This is a genomic window from Streptomyces sp. NPDC058000, from assembly GCF_042886435.1.
In the GTDB taxonomy this organism is placed as follows: domain Bacteria; phylum Actinomycetota; class Actinomycetes; order Streptomycetales; family Streptomycetaceae; genus Streptomyces.
In genome coordinates this window covers 19,526-41,690 of record NZ_JBHVQS010000050.1, presented here as the reverse complement: position 1 = coordinate 41,690, position 22,165 = coordinate 19,526, and the positions used below count along the sequence as shown (strand labels likewise).

The following is a 22,165-nucleotide window of genomic DNA, read 5'->3' as shown; positions in this document are numbered from 1 at the left end:
ACTAGAATCTGCTCCCATTCCAACGGGATGTACGTCCTGTACATTTTTCACAGAGGAAGGGAGCAGTCATGCTGCAACCGACGGCGCGCTATGTCCTGCCGGAGTTCACCGAGCGCACCAGCTACGGGACCCGGACTATGGACCCCTACTCCAAGCTGCTCAGCGAGCGGATCGTCTTCCTGGGAACGGCCATCGACGACGCCTCCGCCAACGACGTGATGGCGCAACTCGTCCACCTCGAACACGCCGCGCCTGACCAGGACATCTCGCTCTACATCAACTCGCCCGGCGGCTCGTTCACCGCGATGTGCGCGATCTACGACACGATGCGCTACGTCTCGTGCGACGTGGAGACCATCTGCCTGGGCCAGGCGGCCTCGGCCGCCGCGGTCCTGCTGGCCGCCGGCGCCCCGGGGAAGCGGCTGGCGCTCCCGCACGCACGGATGGTGATCCATCAGCCGTCGCTCGACGAACCGGCCCAGGGCCAGACCGACGACCTGCGGATCCAGGCGGAGGAGATGCTGCGCACCCGCAACAAACTGGAGGAGATGCTGGCCGAGCACACCGGGCAGCCCCAAGAGCGGATCGCCGCGGACATCGAGCGGGACACCTTCTTCGACGCGCCCGCCGCCCAGGAGTACGGCCTGATCGACGGGCTCACCCGCGGCCGCAAGCGGACCTCCCCGCAGCCTCTAGGGCGGTGAGGCGAGGTGCTACCGCCCGAACTGCCGCCGCTGCCCGCCCTGACCCGGGCCGAGGGGCGGCTGATCGACAGCTATCTGGAGGTCCTGGACCTGCTGGGCCGGATCAACCCGGCCCGCGGCGCCACGACGTACAGCGGACTGCGCGCGGCCCAGGCCCTCGTTCGCAAGTCCGCTGAGCTGCGGGACGCGCTGACCTTGATGCACGACCGCGGGGAGAGCGAACTGCACACCGAGACCCTGGTTCGGGCGCTGCGGGTCCTGGACGGGGAGCGCCGGGCGCGGCAGGTGACCGTACCGCCGCAGGAGAGCGTCTGACCCGACTCCCCGGAGGTGCCCACGGAGCCGTACGGCCCCCGGCGCGGGGCGCGTTGCGAGGGCGGACGCGCCGCACACCCGGGACACGTACGGCTTCGGAGTGCACATACGGCGTAATGTGCGCGGCTGCGGTAAGGGGGCGAGGAATTGCGCGGGTCAGCGGAGTTTCCCGCCCCCCTTGGGTTTCGGCGCTGGTCCCGGCCTCGCCATTACAGCCGATACCGCCACGCATGGAACAACACCACTCATCCAGCCCAAACGTGACCAATATCACACACTGCATTTTCAGCTCGGAAATCGGGTGGGGGGTGCGTGACGATCCCTTCGACGACAAGCCCCCGCCACAGCGACGGGGCGGTCCGGACGGACAGCTGCTCCCGCCGTCATCCGGATCACCGGCTGACGAAGGGTTGCGCATGACCATGCGCATGCAGATGCCGCACCTCCTGGTGCGTGCCGGCACCGTCTCTGCCCTCACCCTGGTCGCCCTGGGCGGCCCCACACCCGCCCCGGGCGCGGCCGCGGAGGCCGAATTAGCGTCCATCCCCGTCAAGGCCCTACGGATCGCCGCCTCCAAGCAAGGCGCCCCGTACAAGTGGGGGGCTCAGGGGCCGGACAGCTTCGACTGCTCGGGGCTGACGCTCTACTCGTACCGGCGCGCCGGGCGGGCCCTGCCGCGCACCGCGGCACAGCAGTACCGCCGCACCGAGCATGTCGCGCGCTCCTCCCGAAGGGACGGCGATCTGGTCTTCTTCCATTCCGGCAGCGGGATTTACCACGTCGGCATCTACGCCGGCGACGACCGGATCTGGCATGCGCCCAAGGCCGGCACCGTGGTGCGGCTGGAGCGGATCTGGAGCCGCGCCGTCTGGTACGGGCGGGTGCGCTGACCTGCGGCTCCGCGGTCCCCGCTCAATTGTCAGTGCCCTTGGGTAACTTGGCGGTATGACCTCGGAGCTGAGCAGACTGCTGGCGGCAGCGGCGCGCGGGAGCTTCCCGCCCGCCGACGGCTCGGTGACGGTGCTGCCCGCGCCGTCCCCGCGCGATGCCGGGGTGGTGTCCTTCACCGCCCATGCCGTGGTGTTCGCCGATGTGCCGGCGGCGTGGGTGCACGAGCGCATACCGCCCGGTGACCTCGCGGCGCCGCTCAACCCACCGTTCCTGGGAGCGCTCACCGCCCGGCTCGACCGCGAGGTCAACAACATCGACCTGCTGACGGTCGCCGAGGCGCTCCCCGGTCCGCCGCCCCTGGAGCTGACCCGGTCCACGGACCCCGACCACCCCCGCACCGCCCGGGCCCGCCGGCACCGCGACGCGGTGCGGGCCTGGACGACCGCCGACGGCGGGACGGTCGTGGTCGGCCGCGGAGTGGCCGGCCGTTGGGAGCTCGCCGTGGAGGTCGACGGCGCCGCCCAGGGACGCGGTCTGGGACGGGAGCTGGCCCGGGCCGCGCGGCATCTGGTCCCGGCGGGTGAGCTGCTGTGGGCCCAGGTGGCCCCGGGCAATGCGCGCAGCGTGCGGGCCCTACTGGCGGCCGGGTTCCGGCCGGTCGGGGCGGAGGCGCTACTGGTGCCGCCCGGGGAGCGCGGCTAGGGCCTCTCCGATCCCGATCCCGATCCACCGGACAGGCCCGAGGGGCTGGCCGCCCGGCACGGGGCGGACGGGGGCCACGGCACCGTGACCCAGACCGTCTTGCCGCCGGCCGCGACGGGCTCGACCCAGAGCCGGCCGCCGTGTTCGGCGGCCAGGGAGCGGATGATGACCAGCCCCCGGCCGTTGTCCTGTTGGACCGCGGCGGGCAGCCGGCGCGGCGGGCGCGGATGGCCGTCGGTGATGCCCAGGCACAGCTGTTCCTCGCACTCCAGGCGGAGCTCGACGGTGAAGGCCGGGGACCGGCCGCGGGTGTGCAGGACGGCGTTGGTGGCGAGTTCGGAGACGATCAGCAGGAGGTCGTCGGCGTCGGCCGACCCGGGCGGCAGGCCCCATTGGGCGAGGACGTCCCGGACGTGTCCGCGGGCGGCGGCGACCGAGTCGGGGAGGCTCGGCAGAGTGCGGGTGGATTCCTGGTGGTCTGCCATGACGACGCCGTCCCTTTCCCACCGAGGCGCGGCTCCGGCCCGCCGGACAGCCGGGATGCCGGCCGGGGTGCCGACGGCCTCGGTTGTGTACCGTGCGCCAGACTGCCACCCATGCTGCCGGTGTGGTGAGCAATCGCCCAACATATACGGAGTTCTGTCGCGATTCTCTCGCTCGATGCGGTGAACAGTGCTGCGGCAGACGGCGTTTGGGGTGTATGGGGCGCACGATGCGGCGCCGCGGCCCTCATTTCCGCGACGCCGCCGGTGCCGGGTGACGACTTCAGGCCACCGGGGCGGTCGCCACGATGACGCCGGCCGCGGTACTGATCTGAGCATCCGTCAGATCAGCTCGGGCGGTGAGCCGCAGCCGGGAGATCCCGTCGGGCACGGACGGCGGACGGAAGCATCCGACCGCGAGCCCGGCCGCCCGGCAGTCCGCGGCCCAGCGGACCGCCGCCTCCGGGGAGGGGGCACGCACGGAGATCACCGCGGCGTCCGGGCGGACCGCGGTCAGGCCCGCCGCGGTCAGCCGGGCGTGCAGTTCCCGCGCCACCTGCCGGACCCGTTCGGGACGGTGCGGTTCCCGGCGCAGCAGCCGCAGGGCGGCGAGCGCACCGCCGGTCGCCGCCGGAGCCAGCCCGGTGTCGAAGATGAACGAGCGGGCGGTGTTGACCAGGTGCTCGATGACCCGGGCCGGGCCGAGCACCGCACCGCCCTGTGCGCCGAGGGACTTGGAGAGCGTCACGGTCGCCACCACGTCGGCGTCCCCGGCCAGCCCGGCGGCCCGCAGCGCACCGCGGCCCCCGTCGCCGAGCACGCCCAGCCCGTGCGCGTCGTCGACCAGCAGCGCGGCGTCCCGGGTCCGGCAGGCGTCGGCGAGCGCGGGCAGCGGCGCGGCGTCACCGTCGACCGAGAAGACCGAGTCGGTGAGCGCCAGCGCCCTGCCGCGGTGCCCGGCCAGCGCGGCGCGGACGGCCGCCGGATCGGCGTGCGGGACCACCTCGGTGCGGGCCCGGGAGAGCCGGCAGCCGTCGATGAGGGAGGCATGGTTGCCGGCGTCGGAGACGACCAGGGTGCCGGGGGCGGTGAGCGCCGTGACCGCGGCGAGGTTGGCGGTGTACCCGGAGGAGAGCACCAGGGCCGCCTCGAAGCCGCAGAACTCGGCGAGTTCGCGCTCCAGTTGGGCGTGGAGTTCGGTGCTGCCGGTGACCAGTCGCGAACCAGTCGCGCCGGCGCCCCAGCGGTCGGCGGCCTCGGCCGCGCCGCGCGTCACCTCGGGGTGCCGGGCCAGTCCGAGATAGTCGTTGCCGGCCAGGTCGAGCAGGGGGGAGTCGGCAGGCCGGGGTCGCAGGGTACGGACCAGGCCGGCGCGGTGGCGTTCGGCGCGGGCGGCGTCGATCCAGTCGAACGCGGCGCCGGACGCCGGCCGGGGGACCGCGGCGGGCGGCCCGGCGGGGGCGTCGCACAGCAGCGGTGGGGCGTGGTCCGGCAGCATCGGCGTCCTTCGTCGGTGGGCGTCGGGAACGAGCCCGGCCGCGGCCCGGCGAACGGGTCCCGGCAACGGGGCTGCGGGGCCTCGATTGTGGGCTGTCGATAGACGTTAGCGGTCGTTCCGCACGGAGACGGTGTGGTGATGCACACACCCCGATCGCCGGGCATTGTGGGAATCCTCCTTGGCCGGGGGCCGGGCCGTACGTCAGGATCATCGCCATGGACCTGCTGAACACACTGGTGGACAAGGGACTGCGGCGCGAGGTGCCGACCCGTGACGAGGCGCTCGCCGTGCTGGCGACGTCCGACGACGAACTGCTCGATGTGGTGGCCGCGGCGGGGAAGGTGCGCCGCGAATGGTTCGGGCGGCGGGTCAAGCTCAACTACCTCGTCAACCTCAAGTCGGGCCTGTGCCCGGAGGACTGCTCGTACTGCTCCCAGCGGCTGGGCTCGAAGGCGGAGATCCTCAAGTACACCTGGATCAAGCCCGATGACGCCTCCAAGGCGGCCGCGGCCGGGGTGGCCGGCGGCGCCAAGCGGGTCTGCCTGGTCGCCAGCGGCCGGGGCCCCACCGACAAGGACGTGGACCGGGTCTCGGAGACCATCGCCACCATCAAGGAGCAGAACGAGGGCATCGAGGTCTGCGCCTGCCTGGGGCTGCTGAACGACGGCCAGGCGGAGCGCCTGCGCGCGGCGGGTGCCGACGCCTACAACCACAACCTCAACACCTCGGAAGCCACCTACGGCGACATCTGCACCACGCACGACTTCTCCGACCGGGTGGACACCGTCCAGCAGGCCCAGGCGGCGGGGATGTCCGCCTGCTCCGGGCTGATCGCAGGCATGGGCGAGAGCGACGCCGACCTGGTCGACGTGGTCTTCGCGCTGCGCGAGCTGGACCCGGACTCGGTGCCGGTCAACTTCCTGATCCCGTTCGAGGGCACTCCGCTGGCCAAGGAGTGGAACCTCACCCCGCAGCGCTGCCTGCGCATCCTGGCGATGGTCCGGTTCGTCTGCCCGGACGTGGAGGTCCGGCTGGCCGGCGGCCGCGAGGTGCATCTGCGCAGCCTGCAGCCGCTCGCCCTGCACCTGGTCAACTCCATCTTCCTGGGCGACTACCTGACCAGCGAGGGCCAGGCCGGCAAGGACGACCTGGCGATGATCGCGGACGCCGGGTTCGAGGTGGAGGGTACGGACACCACCACGCTGCCGAAGCACCGCAGGGACGCGGCAGCGGCCACGGACACCGAGCCCGTTACGTCCTCGGAGGCCGTCGTTCCGGCCCCCGCCGAGGACGCCCGACGCGATCTGGTCGCGGTGCGCCGCCGCGGCACCGGCACCGACCTGCCGCCCAATGCCTGAGCCGCTCACCCCCGATGACCTGCTGGCGCTCGACCGGCAGCACGTCTGGCACCCGTACGGGCCGATGCCCGGCCGGGGCGAGCCGCTGCTGGTCGAGTCGGCCAGCGGCGTCCGGCTGCGGCTGGGCCGGCCGGCCGAGGGGCGCTCCGAGCTGGTGGACGGGATGTCGTCCTGGTGGTCGGCGGTGCACGGCTACAACCACCCGGTGCTCAACGACGCGGCCCGCGGCCAGTTGGAGCGGATGAGCCACGTGATGTTCGGCGGGCTCACCCACGAGCCCGCGGTACGGCTCGCCAAGCGGCTGGTGGACATCACCCCCGAGCCGCTCCGGCACGTCTTCCTCGCCGACTCCGGTTCGGTGTCGGTCGAGGTGGCGGTCAAGATGTGCCTCCAGTACTGGCGTTCGCGGGGCAAGCCCGGCAAACAGCGGCTGCTGACCTGGCGCGGCGGCTACCACGGCGACACCTGGCAGCCGATGTCGGTCTGCGATCCGGACGGCGGGATGCACCACTTCTGGCAGGGCGTGCTGCCCCGGCAGATCTTCGCCGACGCGCCGCCGGCCGGCTTCGACGCCCCGCCGGACCCGGCCTACGCGGCGCAGCTGCGGGAGCTGATCGGCCGGCACGCCGACGAGCTGGCGGCGGTGATCGTGGAGCCGGTGGTGCAGGGTGCAGGCGGGATGTCCTTCCACTCCCCCGGCTATCTGCGGGTGCTCCGGGAAGCCTGCGACGCCCACGGCGTACTGCTGGTCTTCGACGAGATCGCCACCGGCTTCGGCCGTACCGGCACCCTCTTCGCGGCCGGGCACGCCGGCGTCGCACCGGACGTGATGTGCGTGGGCAAGGCCCTGACCGGCGGTTACCTCACTCTCGCGGCGACGCTGTGCACCGCGGAGGTGGCCGAGGGGATCTCCCGCGGCGATCTGCCGGTGCTGGCGCACGGCCCCACCTTCATGGGCAATCCGCTGGCCGCCGCCGTCGCCGAGGCGTCCATCGAGCTGCTGCTGTCCCAGGACTGGGCGCAGGAGGTCAAACGGATCGAGGCCGGGCTCCGGGCGGGGCTGGCGCCCGCCGCGGAGCTCCCCGGGGTGCGTGAGGTGCGCGTCCTGGGCGCGATCGGCGTGGTCCAGCTCGACCATCCGGTGGACATGGCGGCCGCGACCCGGGCCGCCGTCCGGGAGGGTGTCTGGCTGCGTCCGTTCCGGGACCTGATCTACACCATGCCGCCGTACATCACCGGCGACGAGGACGTGGCGCGGATCTGCGCCGCGGTGCACGCGGCCGCCCGCGAGGGCTGAACACGCCGTCTCGGGCGGGGGCGGTCGGCCGGTGCTCCGGTCCGTCCCCCGCCCCTACCACCACCAGCGAAGAGTTCGGAGGCACACCCCATGTCGGTGCTGTTCGTGACCGGTACCGGTACCGAGATCGGCAAGACCGTGACCACGGCCGCGATCGCCGCGGCGACGCTCCGCCAGGGCCGCTCGGTGGCCGTCCTCAAGGCCGCCCAGACCGGCCTCACCGCGGACGAACCGGGCGACGCGGCGGAGGTCGGGCGGCTGGCCGGTGCGGTCACCGTCTCCGAACTCGCCCGGTTCCCCGAGCCGTTGGCGCCCGAGACGGCGGCTCGGCGGGCCGGTCTGCCGCCGGTGCGCCCGCAGGAGATCGCCGAGGCCGCGGCGAAGCTGGCCGCCTCGCACGACCTGGTGCTGGTCGAGGGCGCCGGCGGGCTGCTGGTCCGCTTCGACGGTGACGGGAACACCCTCGCCGACGCCGCGCGGATGGCCGGCGCCCCGGTCCTGGTCGTCGTCCAGGCCGGCCTCGGCACCCTCAACACCACGGCACTGACCGCGCTGGCGCTGCGCTCGCACGGCCTTGCCTGTCCCGGCGTCGTCGTCGGCAGTTGGCCGGCCGAACCCGACCTCGCGGCCCGCTGCAACCTCGATGACCTGCCGGAGGCCGCGGGCGCCCCGCTCCTCGGCCTGGTCCCGGAGGGCTCCGGTGCCCTGCCGGCGCCCGCCTTCCGCGCCGCCGCCCCCGACTGGCTGGCACCGGAACTGGGCGGCTCGGGCGCCTTCGCCCCGCGGGACGCCGCTGCCGAACCGGCCGCCACCGCCCCGTAATCCCCTCGCCGGAGCGGGGCGCCGGGCCGATACTGGCGCGATGGTGGATCACGAGCCCACGGACGACGGCCTCGCCGAGTGCTACGACGTGCTCAACCCCTGGGGACCCGACAACGACTTCTACCTGGCGCTGGTGTTGGCCGCGGACGCCGTCCTCGATGTCGGCTGCGGCACCGGCACCCTGCTGCACCGGGCCCGGGAGGCGGGCCACCCCGGCCGGCTCTGCGGGCTCGACCCGTCACCGGGGATGCTCCGCCGGGCCCGCCGCCGCACCGACCTGCCCATCGAGTGGTTCGCGGCCGACGCGGCGGCGGCCGGCGCCCCGGAAGTCACCGGCCGCGGCCCCGGATCCCGTTTCGACCTGGTGGTGATGACCGGCCACGCCTTCCAGGCCCTCACCGGCGACGCGGAGGTGCGCGCCGCCCTGGCGGCGATTCGGTCGGCGCTGCGCGACGGCGGCCGGTTCGTCTTCGAGACCCGCAATCCCCTGGTACGGCCGTGGGAGCGGTGGACGCCGGAGCACGCGGTGGAGGTGGCCGGTCCCGACGGCCGTACGGCGCGTGTCTCCCATCGGGTGGAGTTGCCGGTGACCGGGGACCTCGTCCGGTTCTCCGAGACGTTCGAGGGGCCCATGTGGCCGGTGCCCCAGGTGAGCCGGGCCGCCCTGCGGTTCCCTGACGCGGCGGTGCTGGCGGGGTGGCTGACCGCGGCGGGGTTGGCGGTCGAGGCGCAGTACGGGCACTGGGACCGGCGGCCGTGTACCCCGGACGCGCCGGAGATCATCACCGTCGCGCGGCGCGCGGCCTGAACGGCGGCGGCTCGGGTCAGACCGTCCAGGTGCGGAGTTCGTCGGCGATGGCGCGGACGTCGGTGGTGCCGTCCTTGACCATGCGGGCCAGATCGCGGACCTGCTCGGGTGAGGTGGCGACCTTCAGACCGCTGGCGACGAGGAAGCCGTAGGCGACGGCGGTCGCGAACATGGCGTTGGAGCGCTCCAACGCCGGTACGTGGAGCAGCAGTTGGAGCAGGGCGGCGGCGCGGTCCTGCGGCTCGGGGTAGACGGGGACGCCGAATATCTCCGCTTCGTGGCGGCCGACCGCGGCCATCAGGGCGCCCCAGTCGGTGACCTGTGGGTCTCCGGGCGTGTGTTGTTCGGCGATCAGGAGGAGCCAGGCGAGATCGATGCGCAGTGTCACGTTGGGCCCGGCTGTCCTTCCGGGTGGTGGGCGTCCGCCTGGTCGGGGGCGGGGCAGAGGCGGTCCGGGCCCGGGTCGAGGCCGAACTCCTCGGCGAAGACCCGCTCGTACTGCTTCATGAAGTCCGCGGCGGCCTCGACGAAGGTCTGGCCGACTTCGCCGGCGTCCTTGAGGACGAGTTCTTCGATGTAGCGGTTCACGCTGACTCCCCGCTGGAGGGCGCGCTCCCGCGCCGCTTCGGCGGTGGCTTCGTCCACCCGGACGTTCAACTGGGTTTTCGCCACCCCTCCACGCTAGCGCGGATCCGCTAGCACCGGCAAGGGCCGTCGTCGGTGTGCCGGGCGGCGCCGTCCGGGGCCTCGTCGGACTTACCCGGCCAGTGCCGCACGCCGCGCAGCACCTCCAGGAACGCCCGTTCCGCGGGGGACAGCAGCCGGTCCCGGCGGCGCACGAGGCTGATCGGGCGGGGCTGCGGGGCCGGGGTGACGGGCAGCGCGGCGAGGGTGCCGGCGCGCAGTTCGTCGACGACGGCGTGTTCGGAGATCAGGGCCAGGCCCATGCCGGCCGCGACGCACTGCTTGACCGCCTCGGGACCCCAGATGTCGGCGCGCGGGGTGGCGCCCAGCCCCCAGTCGGCCAGCACCCGTTCCTGGAGCGCGCGGGTCTGCGAGCCCGGTTCGCGGAGCAGGAAGCGGGTGCCGGTGGCGGCCAGGTCGTCCGGGGTGACGGTGGCACGGCCGATCAGCGGGTGGCCGGGGGCGGCGATCAGGACGAGGTGTTCGTCGAGGACGGACTCCACGACCAGGCGGTCGCCGAGCGGGGTGCCGGCCACCACCGCGATGCCGATGCCGCCGCCGAGCAGCCGTGCCTGGACGGCCTCGTAGTTGCCGACGAAGACGTCGCAGTCGATGGCGGGGTGGCGCTGCTGGTAGCGGGCGAGGAGGGCGGGCAGCAGGTAGGTGCCGACGGTCGTCGAGCCGCCGACCAGAAGGCGCCCGGTGACCAGCCCGCTGACCTGCTGGACGGCGGCCACCGCCTCCTCGGCGAGCAGGAAGACCCGCTTGCCGTACGCGGCGAGCACCTCGCCCTCGGCGGTGGGTCGGGCGCGGGTGCCGGAGCGGTCGATGAGGGTGACCCGGAGGGACTGTTCGAGCCGGCGCACCTGGTTGGAGACCGAGGGCTGACTCATGTAGAGCTTCTGGGCCGCGGCGGAGAAGCCCTGGTGCTCGACCACCTGCATGAAGATCCACAGTCGGTGGAGGTTGAGTTCCACAGCCCTCCCTCGGCGCACGGCGCGTTGGGCGCCGTGGGGAAGCGCCATGATCGAATACTCAGCCGACCCTAGCGGGGGAAGCCCGTCGTGGACAGGGGCGCCGGGCACCCGCCGGGCCGGAGGCGCCGGGCCCGGGCCATCGGGGCGACCGGCGCGGTCCGCCCGCCGCGCCGCCACCGGTCGGCCGGGCCGCGCAGCGCACGATGTGATCCGCCGGACCGGCCGGACCGGCCGGCCGTCCCGCCCCCGGAGGAGCGCCGCCGTGTCCGTCCCCGCCCCCGTCCCGCATCTGCGGCGCAGTCTGCGCCGGTTCGACATCATGGCGATGGGCGTCGCCGCGGTGGTCTCGTTCGACGTGATCGGGCAGATCGCGGCGGGCGGCGGGCAGGCGGTCGTCTGGATCGCGGTGCTCGCGGTGGTGTTCCTGCTGCCGTACGCCCTGCTGTTCGCCGAGACCGGCGCCGCCTTCCCGCAGGAGGGCGGCCCGTACGTGTGGGTGGAGGTGGCGTTCGGGCGGCTGCCGGCCGTGCTGACGACGATGTTCTACTGGGTCACCAATCCGGTGTGGCTCGGCGGTTCGCTGGCGTTCCTGGCCGCCCAGGCGTGGAACGGCTTCGTCTTCCCGCTCGGTGCCGGGACCGTCGCCGACTACGCCTTCAAGCTGGTCTTCATCTGGGCCGCCATCCTCACCGCGGTGATCTCGCTGCGCCGCGGCAAGTGGATCACCACGGCGGGTGCCGCGGTCAAGGTCCTGGCGCTGGCCTTCTTCACCGCCACGGCGGTGGCCTACGGCGTCCAGCACGGCTTCCGCGGGCTGGCGGAGGCGCACTTCACGCCGACCGCCGCCGGGTTCCTGGCGTTGGTGCCGGTGCTGCTCTTCGCCTACGTCGGCTTCGAGGCGCCCAACGCGGCGGGCGACGAGATGCTCGATCCGCAGCACGACGTGCCGGTGGCGATCGGGGTGTCCGGCGCCATCGCCACCGGCTGCTACCTGCTGCCGGTGGCGGCGATCCTGTCGGCCGCACCGCCGGGCCGGGTCACCGGGATCGGCGGCTTCATGGACGCCGCGGAACTGGTCTTCGGGGTCTACGGGAGTTGGCGCGAGCCGCTGCTGACCTGCGTGGCGGTGCTGTTCGCGGTGGCGCTGCTGACCCAGGGCAGCGCCTGGATGATCGTCGCCGACCGGATGCAGGCGATGGCGGCGGCCGACGGCGGTTTCTTCACCCCGGCGCTGGGGGCCTTCCATCCGCGGCTGGGCACCCCGGTCCGGATGAACCTGCTCTCCGGGGTGACCGCCACCGCCTTCATGGTCGCCGCCATGCACCTGGTGCACGGTGACGCCGCGGCCGCCTTCGGCGCGGTGCTGTCCGTGGCGATCACCACCCTGCTGCTGTCGTACCTCGCGGTGATCCCCGCGCTGTTGGCGCTCCGGCTGCGGCACCGCGAGGTGCCCCGGCCCTACGAGGTCCCGTTCGGCACCCGGGGCTTCACGGTGGCGGCGCTGCTGGTCTACGCCTGGATCCTGCTCGGCTCATGGGTGGCGCTGTTCCCCGGCACCCTGGAAGCGGCGATCGGGATCCCGTACCGCTTCCGGGCGGAGTGGGGCGTCTCCCGGCTCACCTTCGAGACGTTCACCCTGGGCACCGTCGGGCTCCTGTTGGCGGTCTCCGTCGCGGGGTACGTGACCCAGCGCATGCGCGCACAGCCCGGCGACGATCAGCGCCAGGCCGGTCCAACCGGATAGTGCGGGCGCCGCGACGCCGGTCAGCAGCGCCTCGCCGAGCAGGGTGAACGGCACCTCGGCGGCCTGGGTCGCCTCGACCGCGCCCAGTGCGGCGGGGTGGTGCCGCACCCGGTCGGTGGCGCGGAAGAAGAGGGTGGTGGCCACCACGCCGGAGAGCAGCGCGACGATCAGCGACTGCGTCAACTGGCCGCCGGACGGCGGGCCTTGGGTGGCCGCGGCGGTACCGGCCAGCGCCAGCCAGAGCGGGAGCGACCCCAGCGTCATGGCGAGCGTCCGCTGCACCCCGTCCAGGCCGTCGAGGCCGAGCAGCCGGCGGTTGCCGAGGGGGTAGGCGACGGCGGCGACGAGGACCGGCAGCACCACCCGCAGCGTGTCCGCGACCGTGATGCCGCCGGCGTGCCCGAACTGGGTGAGGACGACGCCCACCACGATCAGCACGGAGACGCCGAGGGTGCGCAGCGGGACCCGGCCGCCCCCCAACGCGCCGAGGGCGATGCCGGCGACGATCACCAGCTGCCAGGTGGCGGCCACCAGCCATCCGGCGCCGTGCTCCCCGGCCCAGGTCAGCGGCGCGTAGAAGAGCCCGAAGCCGATCGTCGACCAGAGCAGCCAGACTCCCGGTCGGGCCCGCAGGCTGCGCAGCACGGCGGGGATCCCGCCGCGCAGCGCGACCAGGGCGAGCAGCGGGACGGTCATGAGCAGGTAGCGCAGGCTCGCGCTCCACATCCAGGAGCCGCCGGCCACGCTCATCATGCGGTTGAGCACGAAGGTGGTGGCGAAGCAGGCGGCGGCGAGGACGCCGAGGCCCATGGGGAGGACGACGCCGCTCCGTGCGCCGCGGGCGGATATCGGCACGGCTCTCCCTTCCGTAACACCGTTACAGGACGTCGTTCGATCGGACTGACCTGGGGTTTCCCGAGCCGAGGGGATCGGATCGGGAAACTGACATCTGAAATGTTAGTGCCTGGGAGTCCGGTGCCGGCGGCCGGGTGCGGCCGCTTAGGATCGGGGGGTGACCGCTCTGGAACCGGTGCCGAGAAGGCTGCTGCGCGACGAGGCGTACGACGCATTGCTGGAAGCGATCGTCTCCGGCGAGCTGCCACCCGGACAGAAGCTCCACGACGGCGAGCTCGCCGAGCGGCTGGGCCTCTCCCGCGCCCCCGTACGGCAGGCGCTGGCCCGCCTCACCGCCGAGCGGCTGGTGGTCTCCAAACCGCAGAGCTACACCCGGGTCGCCCCGGTCGTGGCCCAGGAGATCCGGGACGCGCTCGCCGTCGTGCAAGCCATGCACGCCCTCGCGGTCCGCACCGCGGTCCCCCGTCTGACCGGGGAGGACCTGGCGCGGATGCGGGCGGCCAACGCCGCCTTCGTCCGGGCCCTGGACGCCGAGGACCCCGCCGCCGCGGTCGCCGCCGACGACGCCCTGCACGCCGTACCGATCGAGGCGTGCGGCAACGAGGCGCTGGCCGAGACCGTGCGCCGGTACACCCCGCTGCTGCGGCGACTGGAACGCCGCCGCTTCTCCAGCACCGCGGCGCGCGCCTCCGCCGCCCGCCACGACACGCTGATCGACGCCTGCGCGGCCGGCGACACCGCGACCGCGGTGACGCTGTCCGGCGAGATCTGGGGCGGTCTCGACGCGGAGGCCGCCGCCGAGGAGGAAGCGGCGGGCACGGGCGCCGCGCAGGACGGGGCGCGGGCCCGGACCGCCCGGCGGTGACCGGCGGCGCGGTGCGCGGGGCTATGGCGCGCATAGCGTTTTCGGTGGTTCTGCGGCGCTGAGCGGCGGTGCTACCCATGAGGGGTGGGGCGGCACCGACCGCCGTCCCAGTCGACCGACCTCAGGGGTGGATCCGCAGATGAAGGAAGCCGGTGCCCAGCAGCTGACCGTGAACGGCCGCGACTACGCCTGGCCGGCCCGGCCGGTCGTGGTGGTGTGCGTCGACGGCAGCGAGGACGCCTACCACGAACGGGCCCTCGCCGACGGCCGGATGCCGTTCCTGGAGGGGATGCTGCGGCGCGGCAGCGATCTGCGCGCCGACTGCACGATGCCGTCCTTCACCAATCCCAACAACCTCTCGATCGCCACCGGCGCACCGCCCTCGGTGCACGGGATCTGCGGCAACTACTTCTACGACCCGGCCTCGGACAGCGAGGTCATGATGAACGACCCGGCGCTGCTGCGCGCCCCGACGCTGTTCGCCGTCTTCTCCGCACGCGGCGCGCGGGTCGCGGTGATCACCGCCAAGGACAAGTTGCGCCGACTGCTGGGCCACGGTCTGGTCAACGGCATCTGCTTCTCCGCCGAGCAGGCCGACCGCGCCACCGAGGCGGAACACGGCATCGACAAGGTGCTGGAGCGCACCGACAGGGAACTGCCGCCGGTCTACAGCGCGGAGCTGAGCGAACTGGTGCTGGCCGCGGGCGTGGACGTACTGGAACGGGAGCGGCCGGACCTGATGTACCTCTCGCTGAGCGACTACATCCAGCACAAACACGCCCCCGGTTCGCCGGTCGCAAACGACTTCTACGCCATGCTCGACGGCTACTTCGCGCGGCTGGACGCGCTCGGCGCGGTGCTGGTGGTCACCGCCGACCACGGGATGAACGCCAAGAGCGACGGCGCGGGCCGGGCTCAAGTGGTGTTCCTCCAGGACGAGTTGGACCGTCGGCTGGGCGCGGGGCAGGCCCGGGTGGTGCTGCCGATCACCGACCCGTACACGGTCCATCACGGCGCGCTGGGCTCGTACGCCACGGTGCACCTCCCGCCGAGGACCGGTCCGGCGGACACCGCTTCGCTGACCGCCGGGCTGGCCGCGCTGGACGGGGTGGACTCGGTGCTGACCCGGGCCGCGGCGTGCGAACGGTTCGAGTTGCCGGGCGACCGGATCGGCGAGCTGGTCGTGCTCGCCGAGCGGAACACGGCGCTGGGCACCACCCCGGCCCGGCACGACCTGAGCGGCTTCACCGAACCGCTGCGCTCGCACGGCGGGCTGACCGAGCAACGGGTCCCGTTCCTGGTCAACGCGCCCGTCGGACCGCTGCCGGACGGGCACCGACTGCGGAACTTCGACAGCTACTGGATCGGCACCGCCCTCGCCGCCGGACGGCCGCCGACCATCTGACCGCCCCTCCCCTCTCCCTCTCCTCTCCCGGCCCCGGCGCGCCGCCGAGGCACGCGCCGGGGCCCCGCCGTGCCCACCTCCACCGACCCTCCCCCCCCTCCCAGCCCCCCAACTCCCGCTCCACACCCCGCAGTTCACGTCGAGGACAGGACACCGCCATGGCCGACCTCGCACCGCAGCCCGTTCCGCCCGAGCCGCCCGTCCCCCCGAAAACCACCCGCACCGCGCTCCGCACCGCGCTCCGCTGGCGGCGGCAGATCTTCGCCGTCACCTGGCTCGCCTACGCGGGCTTCTACTTCGTCCGCCAGGCGTTCGCGGTCGCCAAACTGGGAATCCTGGACGACCCGGCGGTGCACGGCGTGCTCACCGAGCAGGTCCTCGGGGTGATCGACGCGGTCTACCTCGCGGCGTACGCCGTCGGCCAGTTCCTGTGGGGGATGTGGGCCGACCGGTTCGGGCCGCGGGTGGTGGTGACCGTGGGCATGCTCGGCGCCATCGCCGCGTCCTGCACGATGGGGATGAGCAGCGCCCTGCTGGTGTTCGGCGGGGCGATGGCCGTCCAGGGGCTCGCGCAGTCGGCGGGCTGGGCGCCGCTCTGCAAGAACATGGGGAACTTCTTCCCGGTGCGCACCCGCGGGCGGGTGCTCGGCCTGTGGAGCACCAATTACGCCTTCGGGGGCCTGGCCGCGCCGCCCTTCCTGGGCTGGTGGGCGTACCAGGTCTTCGACGACTGGCACGCCGCCTTCGTGGTCGGGGCGGCCACGCTGGCGGTGGTACTGGTGGTGTTCCTGGTCTTCCAGCGCGACACCCCGCCGGACGGCGCCGGATCGGACGCCCCGGAACGCGACTCCGGGCCCGGGCCGGCCCCCGGTACCGACACCGACACCGTCCCCGGCCCCGGCCCCAACCTCGTCCCCGTCCCCGGTTCCGCCGCGCACGCAGCCGCCCCGCCGGTGGCCCCGCGCCGGGCGCCGCTCGCGCTCTACCGCGAAGCGCTCAAGGACCGGATGGTGCTCACCCTCGGCGCCGCCTACTTCCTGCTCAAACCGGCCCGGTACGCGATCCTGCTGTGGGGCCCGGTGCTCGTCAGCCACCGGCTGCCGGCGGTCGGCAAGGTCGGCGCCACGGTCATCCCGATCTCCTTCGGAGTGGCCGGGGTGCTGGCGCCGATGCTGATCGGCTGGCTCTCCGACACCGTCTTCCGGTCCCGCCGGATGCCGCCCTGTGTGCTGGCGCTGGCCGTACTGACCGGGGCACTGGCGCTGTTCATGCCGTTGACCGCGACCGGCAGCGCGGCCGTGATGATCGCCGTGCTGGCGGTGATCGGGCTCGCCGTCTACGCCGCGGACGCGATGATCTCGTGCGTCGCCGCGGTCGACTTCGGCAGCGCCGGCGGCGCCGGCACCGCGGCCGGCGTGGTCAACGGCTGCGGCTCGATCGGCGCGGTGCTCGGCGGGCTGCTGCCCGGCTTCCTCTCCGGCACCGCCCTCTTCCACGGCTTCGCCGCCGCCGCACTCCTGGCCGGTCTGCTGCTGCTCCCCCACTGGAACCGCCGCCCGGCCACCGCATCCTGACGACGCATCAGCGATGCTGCTCCGGCACCCGCATGGCACCTCCTCGTGACCCACCCCGTCCCCAGAGAGGCAACCCCATGACGCACCCCACGCACCGCACGCCCGACCCCACCACCGCGCCCACCATCGGCCCGACCACCGTCCGCGGCGCCGGCCCGGTCCGCGCCGCCGACACCGCGGTCGTCGGCGGCGGGATCGTCGGCCTGGCGCACGCGCTGGCCGCCGCCCGGCGCGGCGACCGGGTCGTCCTCTTCGAGCGGGACACCTACGCGGTCGGCGCCTCGATCCGCAACTTCGGGATGATCTGGGCGGTCGGCCAGCAGCGCGGTGCGGTCTACCAACGGGCGCTGCGCAGCCGGGAGATCTGGCTGGAGCTCAGTGCGAAGACCGGGATGTGGGCGGAGCCGGCCGGTTCGCTGCACCTGGCGCACCGGCCCGACGAACTCGCCGTCCTGGAGGAGTTCGTGGCGACCACCCCGGCCGCCCGGGAGCACGGCACGACGATGATCACCGCGGCGGAGGCGGCGCGGCGCGGACCCGCGGTGCGCGCCGAGGGGCTGCTCGGCGCGATGTGGAGCCCCACCGAGGTCAATGTCGACCCCCGGCGGGCGGTACCCGCGGTCGCGGCCCACCTGGCCGAGGAGTACGGCGTGGACGTCCGCTTCGGTACGACGGTGCGCGGGATCGCGGCGCCGCGGCTGTCCACCACCGACGGCGAGTGGCGGGCCGACCGGATCGTGGTGTGCAGCGGCAACGACTTCGCCACCCTCTATCCGGAGGTGTTCCGGGAGAGCGGGCTGGTGCGCTGCAAGCTCCAGATGCTGCGGACGGGGGCGCAGCCGGACGGCTGGCGGCTCGGGCCGATGCTGTGCGGCGGGCTGACCCTGCTGCACTACGCGGCGTTCGAGGACTGCACGGCCCGCGCGGCACTGGACGCCCGGATGCGTGCGGAGCTGCCGTTCCACCGGGAGCACGGCATCCACGTGCTGCTGTCCCAGACCGCGGACGGCCGGCTGACGATCGGCGACAGCCATGCGTACGCGGCCACCCACGACCCGTTCGCCAGTGAGGAGGTCAACCAGGCGATCCTCGGCTCGCTGCGGGAGTTCGCGCGGATCCCGGACCCGCGGATCACCGAGCGCTGGACCGGCTGCTACCCGTCGCTGCGGGACGGCCGCACCGAGCTGGTGGCCGATCCGGAGCCCGGGGTGACGGTGGTCAACGGCGTGGGGGGCGCCGGGATGACGCTGTCGTTCGGGCTGGCGGAGGAGGTGCTGGGACGCTAGGCGCCCGGTCTCCGGCCCCGGCTGCCGCGGGTGCGGCGGCCGGGGCCGTGGTCTGCGCCGGGGCGGTCAGTAGCGGATGCAGGCCGAGTGCCACTCGGTGTAGAAGTCCCAGACCTGCGGGGAGCATTCGGGCGGGCCGTACTGGGACGCCTTGGCGCCGACGTGCGGCAGGTGCGCATAGGCCCCCACGCCCGGCCGGTTGACGTGCAGCATGCCCGCCTCGAAGCGGTCCACGGCCTCGAAGGCGCGGGCCTGGGAGGCGGTGAAGACGGTGCCGGACATCCCGTACCTGACGGAGTTGGCGATCCGCATCGCGTCGTCGAAGCCGTCCGCGTCCACCACCGCGAGAACCGGGCCGAAGACCTCCTCCTGGGCCAGTTCGCTGTCCCAGGGCATGTCCCGGATGACGGTCGGCTGGACGTAGCAACCCTCCGGCAGGCCGGGCCGGGCGGCCGGGCCGCCGCCGCACAGGACCGTCCCGCCGTCCCGCCGGGCACCCGCGACGGCGTCCAGCGCGGCCCGCATCCGGACCGGGTCGACGACCGGGCAGACCTCGGAGTCCGGGTCGTCACCGGGGCCGACCCGCAGCGCCGCGACCCGGGTCACCAGCCGCTCCAGGAACGCGTCCCGGACCCGGCGGTCGACCACCGCGCGGCTGGTGGCGCTGCACCGCTGCCCGGCCTGCCCGAAAGCGCCGTGCAGCACCGCGTCCACGGCCCGGTCCAGATCGGCGTCGGCCAGCACGATCACCGCGTTCTTGCCGCCGAGTTCGAGCTGGGTGCGCAGCAGGCGGGGCGCGCCGGCGGTGTGGATGGCGGTGCCCACGGCGAGCGAGCCGGTGAAGCTGATGCCGGCGACCCGAGGGTCCGCGACCAGGGCCGCGCCGGCTGCCGCGTCCCCCTGGACGAGGTTGAGCACACCGTCGGGGACCCCGGCCCGCTGTGCCGCGTCGGTCAACAGTGCGGCGGTCAGCGGGGTCAGCGGGGAGGGTTTCAGTACGGCGGTGCAGCCGGAGAGCAGGGCCGGGGCGACCTTCCAGACCGGGATGGCGAGCGGGAAGTTCCAGGGCGAGACGAGTCCGACGACGCCCAGGGGGCGGCGGAAGGTGTAGGCGAAGGTGCGGTCCTCCTCGGCGGGCGCGGTGACCCCGCCGAGGAGCCGGGCCTGGCCGGCGGTGAACTCCAGCACCGCGCGGGCGCGCGCCACCTCGGCCCGCGCCTCGGCCCGCAGCTTGCCCTGTTCGCGGGTGATGGCGGCGGCGAACTCCTCTTCCCGGTCGGCGAGTTGGCGGCCGAGGGCGGTGAGGTGGGCGGCCCGCCGGATCGGTCCCAGCGCCCGCCAAGCGGGCAGTGCGGTCGCCGCCGCGGCCACCGCCCGCTCCGCGTCCGCGCCGTCGGACTCGGCGAACTCCCCGATGTCGTCGCGGAGATCGGCCGGGTTGCGGTTGGTCCGGGTACGCCCCGATGCGGCGGGGGCCCAGCGGCCGTCGATGAAGTTCAGCAGATGGTGCGCTGCCACGGGTTGCCGCTGCGGAACGTCGGTCATGTCCTGCCCCTTCGTCGCACGTCTGGTTGCCGCCAGGCTGGCCCAGGGCGCGGCCGGGCACCATCCACAGCTTGCGAATGCGGCCGATAGCCGGTTCCTATCGGGTCGCCGGCGGGGCACAGCGCCGTTCGGGCGAGCCGAATCGTTCTTCCTGCCGCCGTTCGAGCGAGCCCCGGAATGCGCCCGGACCTGCTCGGGCAGCGGTCGGGCTACCGGCACGGGGCCGGCCGGCCCCGTCCTTGTGCACGGAGGAGGACCATGCCCATCGAAGAGACTCCCGACGCCTGGCACCCGGCGGCGGTCACCGTCGAACTCGGTGCGTTCCAGGTGGAAACGGTCCGCTCGGTGTCCGGCCCGGCGTTCGACACCGCACCGCCCGGCGGGGACCCGCTCGCCGACGGCGTGGGGCGGCCCGGCGAGGTCACCATCGTGCGCGGCCCGGACCAGAGCGCCGCCTTCACCGACTGGCTCATCAGATGCCTGGTCGAACGGGGCGCCGACCGGTCCCGGCAGGCGGTGACGGTGGTCCACTACGCCGCCGACCGCACCCCGTTGCGCCGCTACCACCTCGCCGGCGCCCTCCCGACCGCATGGGAGGCCCCGGTGGACGGGACGGGCGACGCAACCGCCGAGGAATCGGTGACCCTGGTGTACGAGGAGCTGACCGTCTCGGTCTGACCGGGCCGCGGGCTCCCGACCCGGGAGTCCCGGTGCCGCCCGCCGCGGTCCGGGACTCCCTCACGTACGGCGTCGAACCGATCGTGGTTGCATACCCGTTGTCGGTCGTCCGCGTCGGCGGTGACCACGTCTCCAGGGGGCCTCATGCCGCATCCGTTCCGCTTCGGTGTCAACATGCTCACCCTCGACACCGGTACTGCCTGGCGCGAGAAGTGCCGCCGCGCCGAGGAGTTGGGCTACGACGTCGTGCTCGTGCCGGACCACCTGGGGTGGCCGTCGCCGTTCCCCGCGCTGGTGGCCGCGGCGGAGGCGACCGAGCGCCCGCGGGTGGGCACCTTCGTCCTGAACGCCGGCTTCTGGAACCCAGCCCTGCTGGCCCGCGAGGTGGCCACCACCGACGCGCTCACCGGCGGACGACTGGAGCTGGGCCTGGGCACCGGGTACGTCAAGGCCGAACACGACGCGGCCGGGCTGCCCTTCGGGACGCCCGGTCAGCGGGTGGACCACCTGGAGCGCACGATCACGGAGCTGGACCGGCTGCTCGGCGACCCCGAGCACCTGCCGAAGGCCGTACAGCGGCCCCGCCCGCCGCTGCTGATCGGCGGCAACGGCCCGCGGATGCTGCGGCTGGCGGCGCGGCACGCGGATATCGCGGCGTTCACCGGCGGGCGGCAGGCGCCGGGCAAGCCGGAGGGGACGCTGGAGCTGCTGCCGGCCGAGAAGGTGGCCGCGTCGGTGGCCGCGTACCAGGAGTACGCCGCGGACCGCGCGGCGCCGGCCGAGCTGAACATCCTCGTCCAGCAGGTGCTGGTGACCGACGACCGGCGGGCTGCCGCCCGGGAGTTCGCCGCACGCGGCGTCGGGGTGGACGAGGACCAGGCACTGGAGGTGCCGACGGTGCTGATCGGTACGCCGGCGCAGATGGCCGAACAGCTGCGGGAACGCCGGGAACGGTACGGCTTCTCGTACGTCACCGTCCTGGATCCGTCCCTGGAGGCGTTCGCACCGGTCATCGAGGAGCTCAAGGGCAGCTGACCCAAGGGCCGGCCGCCGGTCCGCAGCGCGAAACGGCATCGACAGGGCGCCGGGCCCGGTGATGGGATCCGACCATGACTGATCTCCACATCCGGGCCGGGGGCCCGGCCGATCTCGACGCCGTCCTGGCCTTCTGGAAGGTGTCCGCGGAGGGCACCAGCATCAGCGACGACACCGACGGCGTGGCGCGCCTGGTGGCCCGCGACCCCGAGGCACTGCTGCTGGCCGAGCACGACGGGGAGCTGGTGGGCACGGTGATCGCCGGCTTCGACGGCTGGCGGTGCCATCTGTACCGGCTGGCGGTCCATCCGGACCACCGCCGGCGCGGGATCGGCGGTGCCCTGCTGGCGGCGGCCGAGGAGCGGTTCCGCGCGCTCGGCGGGCGGCGGGGGGACGCGATGGTGCTGGACCGCAACGCCTCGGCGCACCACGCGTGGCGGGCGGCCGGGTACGCGCCGGAGCCGCAGTGGAGCCGCTGGGTCAAACCGCTGGACGCCTGAGTCCCGTACCGGCCATGAGGAGCCCGTCCCCGCACCAGGGGGCGGGCTCCGCCGCTTCCTCTCCCCCTGCCACGGCACTCCCCCACCCGCGGACTTTGCCGATCCTTTACCATGGACGTCCGGGAGCGCCGACTCCCGGA

General features: G+C 73.8%; 22 protein-coding genes and 1 pseudogene. 16 read left to right on the top strand and 7 right to left on the bottom strand.

The annotated features are described in order from the left end of the window. The first annotated feature begins 68 nt into the window (after positions 1 to 68). The 4 genes from ACFVT2_RS33125 to ACFVT2_RS33110 all read left to right on the top strand — a co-directional run bounded on the left by ACFVT2_RS33125 (position 69) and on the right by ACFVT2_RS33110 (position 2,612). A complete protein-coding gene (locus tag ACFVT2_RS33125) occupies positions 69 to 704 on the top strand; it encodes an ATP-dependent Clp protease proteolytic subunit (RefSeq protein ID WP_390023964.1) in 636 nt (211 codons plus the stop codon). 6 nt (positions 705 to 710) lie between these two features. Continuing rightward, positions 711 to 1,019: a hypothetical protein gene (locus tag ACFVT2_RS33120; RefSeq protein ID WP_390023962.1), complete on the top strand. Its 309-nt coding sequence runs from the start codon at positions 711 to 713 to the stop codon at positions 1,017 to 1,019. Between the two features lie 416 nt (positions 1,020 to 1,435). Further along, positions 1,436 to 1,909, top strand: a complete 474-nt coding sequence (locus ACFVT2_RS33115; protein WP_390023960.1) for a C40 family peptidase — start codon at positions 1,436 to 1,438, stop codon at positions 1,907 to 1,909. 55 nt (positions 1,910 to 1,964) lie between these two features. Further along, a complete protein-coding gene (locus tag ACFVT2_RS33110; protein WP_390023959.1) occupies positions 1,965 to 2,612 on the top strand; it encodes a GNAT family N-acetyltransferase in 648 nt (215 codons plus the stop codon). On the opposite strand, the gene ACFVT2_RS33105 is transcribed toward ACFVT2_RS33110, so the two are convergent. Together ACFVT2_RS33105 and ACFVT2_RS33100 are read right to left on the bottom strand one after the other, a co-directional pair. After that, positions 2,609 to 3,097 carry an ATP-binding protein gene (locus ACFVT2_RS33105; RefSeq protein WP_390023957.1) on the bottom strand — a complete coding sequence of 163 codons (489 nt, stop codon included), beginning with the start codon at positions 3,095 to 3,097 and terminating at the stop codon, positions 2,609 to 2,611. The genes ACFVT2_RS33110 and ACFVT2_RS33105 overlap by 4 nt on opposite strands. 280 nt (positions 3,098 to 3,377) lie before the next feature. Then, positions 3,378 to 4,592, bottom strand: coding sequence for an 8-amino-7-oxononanoate synthase (locus ACFVT2_RS33100; protein WP_390023955.1), 1,215 nt, complete (start codon positions 4,590 to 4,592; stop codon positions 3,378 to 3,380). Between the two features lie 215 nt (positions 4,593 to 4,807). On the opposite strand from ACFVT2_RS33100, the gene bioB reads away from it, so the two are divergent. The 4 genes from bioB (at position 4,808) to ACFVT2_RS33080 (ending at position 8,877) form a co-directional block, all read left to right on the top strand. After that, a complete protein-coding gene (gene bioB / locus ACFVT2_RS33095) occupies positions 4,808 to 5,950 on the top strand; it encodes a biotin synthase BioB (protein ID WP_390023953.1) in 1,143 nt (380 codons plus the stop codon). Next, a complete protein-coding gene (locus ACFVT2_RS33090; protein ID WP_390023952.1) occupies positions 5,943 to 7,247 on the top strand; it encodes an adenosylmethionine--8-amino-7-oxononanoate transaminase in 1,305 nt (434 codons plus the stop codon). The genes bioB and ACFVT2_RS33090 overlap by 8 nt, the downstream gene beginning before the upstream one ends. A gap of 90 nt (positions 7,248 to 7,337) precedes the next feature. Further along, positions 7,338 to 8,069: a dethiobiotin synthase gene (gene bioD / locus ACFVT2_RS33085; RefSeq protein ID WP_390023950.1), complete on the top strand. Its 732-nt coding sequence runs from the start codon at positions 7,338 to 7,340 to the stop codon at positions 8,067 to 8,069. Positions 8,070 to 8,109: 40 nt separating this feature from the next. Then, positions 8,110 to 8,877, top strand: coding sequence for a class I SAM-dependent methyltransferase (locus ACFVT2_RS33080; protein ID WP_390023948.1), 768 nt, complete (start codon positions 8,110 to 8,112; stop codon positions 8,875 to 8,877). Between the two features lie 16 nt (positions 8,878 to 8,893). Here the strand turns inward: ACFVT2_RS33080 and ACFVT2_RS33075 are convergent, their stop codons facing one another. The 3 genes from ACFVT2_RS33075 to ACFVT2_RS33065 are packed head-to-tail and all read right to left on the bottom strand — an operon-like array spanning position 8,894 to position 10,538. Further along, positions 8,894 to 9,265 carry a fic family toxin-antitoxin system, toxin component gene (locus ACFVT2_RS33075; protein ID WP_390023946.1) on the bottom strand — a complete coding sequence of 124 codons (372 nt, stop codon included), beginning with the start codon at positions 9,263 to 9,265 and terminating at the stop codon, positions 8,894 to 8,896. Further along, positions 9,262 to 9,549 (bottom strand): hypothetical protein, encoded by a 288-nt coding sequence (locus tag ACFVT2_RS33070; protein ID WP_390023944.1) that lies wholly within the window; start codon positions 9,547 to 9,549, stop codon positions 9,262 to 9,264. The genes ACFVT2_RS33075 and ACFVT2_RS33070 overlap by 4 nt, the downstream gene beginning before the upstream one ends. 23 nt (positions 9,550 to 9,572) lie before the next feature. Continuing rightward, positions 9,573 to 10,538 (bottom strand): LysR family transcriptional regulator, encoded by a 966-nt coding sequence (locus ACFVT2_RS33065; protein ID WP_390023942.1) that lies wholly within the window; start codon positions 10,536 to 10,538, stop codon positions 9,573 to 9,575. Positions 10,539 to 10,800: 262 nt separating this feature from the next. Here ACFVT2_RS33065 and ACFVT2_RS33060 point away from each other — a divergent pair, with 262 nt between their 5' ends. Next, the gene (locus ACFVT2_RS33060) at positions 10,801 to 12,282 is read left to right on the top strand and encodes an APC family permease (protein ID WP_390023940.1); all 1,482 of its coding nucleotides are present in this window, start codon (positions 10,801 to 10,803) and stop codon (positions 12,280 to 12,282) included. A gap of 9 nt (positions 12,283 to 12,291) precedes the next feature. Here the strand turns inward: ACFVT2_RS33060 and ACFVT2_RS33055 are convergent. Beyond that, a pseudogene (locus tag ACFVT2_RS33055) lies at positions 12,292 to 12,978 on the bottom strand (multidrug resistance efflux transporter family protein); the annotation flags it as partial. A 316-nt stretch (positions 12,979 to 13,294) separates the two neighbouring features. Here ACFVT2_RS33055 and ACFVT2_RS33050 point away from each other — a divergent pair. From ACFVT2_RS33050 to ACFVT2_RS33035, 4 genes are all read left to right on the top strand, one after another. After that, complete coding sequence (locus tag ACFVT2_RS33050) at positions 13,295 to 14,002, top strand: GntR family transcriptional regulator (RefSeq protein ID WP_390023938.1); 708 nt, start codon at positions 13,295 to 13,297, stop codon at positions 14,000 to 14,002. A gap of 139 nt (positions 14,003 to 14,141) precedes the next feature. After that, a complete protein-coding gene (gene phnA / locus ACFVT2_RS33045) occupies positions 14,142 to 15,407 on the top strand; it encodes a phosphonoacetate hydrolase (RefSeq protein ID WP_390023936.1) in 1,266 nt (421 codons plus the stop codon). A gap of 158 nt (positions 15,408 to 15,565) precedes the next feature. Then, positions 15,566 to 16,981, top strand: coding sequence for an MFS transporter (locus ACFVT2_RS33040; protein WP_390023934.1), 1,416 nt, complete (start codon positions 15,566 to 15,568; stop codon positions 16,979 to 16,981). Between the two features lie 77 nt (positions 16,982 to 17,058). Then, on the top strand, positions 17,059 to 18,267 hold the full coding sequence (locus tag ACFVT2_RS33035) for a TIGR03364 family FAD-dependent oxidoreductase (protein ID WP_390023932.1): 1,209 nt from the start codon (positions 17,059 to 17,061) through the stop codon (positions 18,265 to 18,267). A gap of 66 nt (positions 18,268 to 18,333) precedes the next feature. Here the strand turns inward: ACFVT2_RS33035 and ACFVT2_RS33030 are convergent, their stop codons facing one another. Further along, entirely contained in the window at positions 18,334 to 19,812 is a 1,479-nt protein-coding gene (locus ACFVT2_RS33030; RefSeq protein ID WP_390023931.1) for an aldehyde dehydrogenase family protein, read from the bottom strand. 258 nt (positions 19,813 to 20,070) lie between these two features. Between ACFVT2_RS33030 and ACFVT2_RS33025 the strand changes: the two genes are divergently transcribed. The 3 genes from ACFVT2_RS33025 to ACFVT2_RS33015 all read left to right on the top strand — a co-directional run bounded on the left by ACFVT2_RS33025 (position 20,071) and on the right by ACFVT2_RS33015 (position 22,025). Continuing rightward, positions 20,071 to 20,490, top strand: coding sequence for a phage tail protein (locus tag ACFVT2_RS33025; protein WP_390023929.1), 420 nt, complete (start codon positions 20,071 to 20,073; stop codon positions 20,488 to 20,490). A 144-nt stretch (positions 20,491 to 20,634) separates the two neighbouring features. Then, on the top strand, positions 20,635 to 21,525 hold the full coding sequence (locus ACFVT2_RS33020) for an LLM class F420-dependent oxidoreductase (RefSeq protein ID WP_390023927.1): 891 nt from the start codon (positions 20,635 to 20,637) through the stop codon (positions 21,523 to 21,525). A gap of 74 nt (positions 21,526 to 21,599) precedes the next feature. Continuing rightward, on the top strand, positions 21,600 to 22,025 hold the full coding sequence (locus tag ACFVT2_RS33015; protein ID WP_390023925.1) for a GNAT family N-acetyltransferase: 426 nt from the start codon (positions 21,600 to 21,602) through the stop codon (positions 22,023 to 22,025). The last annotated feature ends 140 nt before the right edge of the window (positions 22,026 to 22,165 follow it).

Excerpts from the sequence above, each read along its gene's own strand:
- ACFVT2_RS33090 (WP_390023952.1), top strand. The coding sequence starts at position 5,943 with ATGCCTGAGCCGCTCACCCCCGATGACCTGCTGGCGCTCGACCGGCAG.
- ACFVT2_RS33030 (WP_390023931.1), bottom strand. The coding sequence starts at position 19,812 with ATGACCGACGTTCCGCAGCGGCAACCCGTGGCAGCGCACCATCTGCTG.
- phnA (WP_390023936.1), top strand. The coding sequence starts at position 14,142 with ATGAAGGAAGCCGGTGCCCAGCAGCTGACCGTGAACGGCCGCGACTAC.
- ACFVT2_RS33125 (WP_390023964.1), top strand. The coding sequence starts at position 69 with ATGCTGCAACCGACGGCGCGCTATGTCCTGCCGGAGTTCACCGAGCGC.
- ACFVT2_RS33040 (WP_390023934.1), top strand. The coding sequence starts at position 15,566 with ATGGCCGACCTCGCACCGCAGCCCGTTCCGCCCGAGCCGCCCGTCCCC.
- ACFVT2_RS33020 (WP_390023927.1), top strand. The coding sequence starts at position 20,635 with ATGCCGCATCCGTTCCGCTTCGGTGTCAACATGCTCACCCTCGACACC.
- ACFVT2_RS33100 (WP_390023955.1), bottom strand. The coding sequence starts at position 4,592 with ATGCTGCCGGACCACGCCCCACCGCTGCTGTGCGACGCCCCCGCCGGG.
- ACFVT2_RS33080 (WP_390023948.1), top strand. The coding sequence starts at position 8,110 with ATGGTGGATCACGAGCCCACGGACGACGGCCTCGCCGAGTGCTACGAC.
- ACFVT2_RS33115 (WP_390023960.1), top strand. The coding sequence starts at position 1,436 with ATGACCATGCGCATGCAGATGCCGCACCTCCTGGTGCGTGCCGGCACC.
- bioD (WP_390023950.1), top strand. The coding sequence starts at position 7,338 with ATGTCGGTGCTGTTCGTGACCGGTACCGGTACCGAGATCGGCAAGACC.
- bioB (WP_390023953.1), top strand. The coding sequence starts at position 4,808 with ATGGACCTGCTGAACACACTGGTGGACAAGGGACTGCGGCGCGAGGTG.
- ACFVT2_RS33015 (WP_390023925.1), top strand. The coding sequence starts at position 21,600 with ATGACTGATCTCCACATCCGGGCCGGGGGCCCGGCCGATCTCGACGCC.
- ACFVT2_RS33105 (WP_390023957.1), bottom strand. The coding sequence starts at position 3,097 with ATGGCAGACCACCAGGAATCCACCCGCACTCTGCCGAGCCTCCCCGAC.
- ACFVT2_RS33025 (WP_390023929.1), top strand. The coding sequence starts at position 20,071 with ATGCCCATCGAAGAGACTCCCGACGCCTGGCACCCGGCGGCGGTCACC.
- ACFVT2_RS33035 (WP_390023932.1), top strand. The coding sequence starts at position 17,059 with ATGACGCACCCCACGCACCGCACGCCCGACCCCACCACCGCGCCCACC.
- ACFVT2_RS33110 (WP_390023959.1), top strand. The coding sequence starts at position 1,965 with ATGACCTCGGAGCTGAGCAGACTGCTGGCGGCAGCGGCGCGCGGGAGC.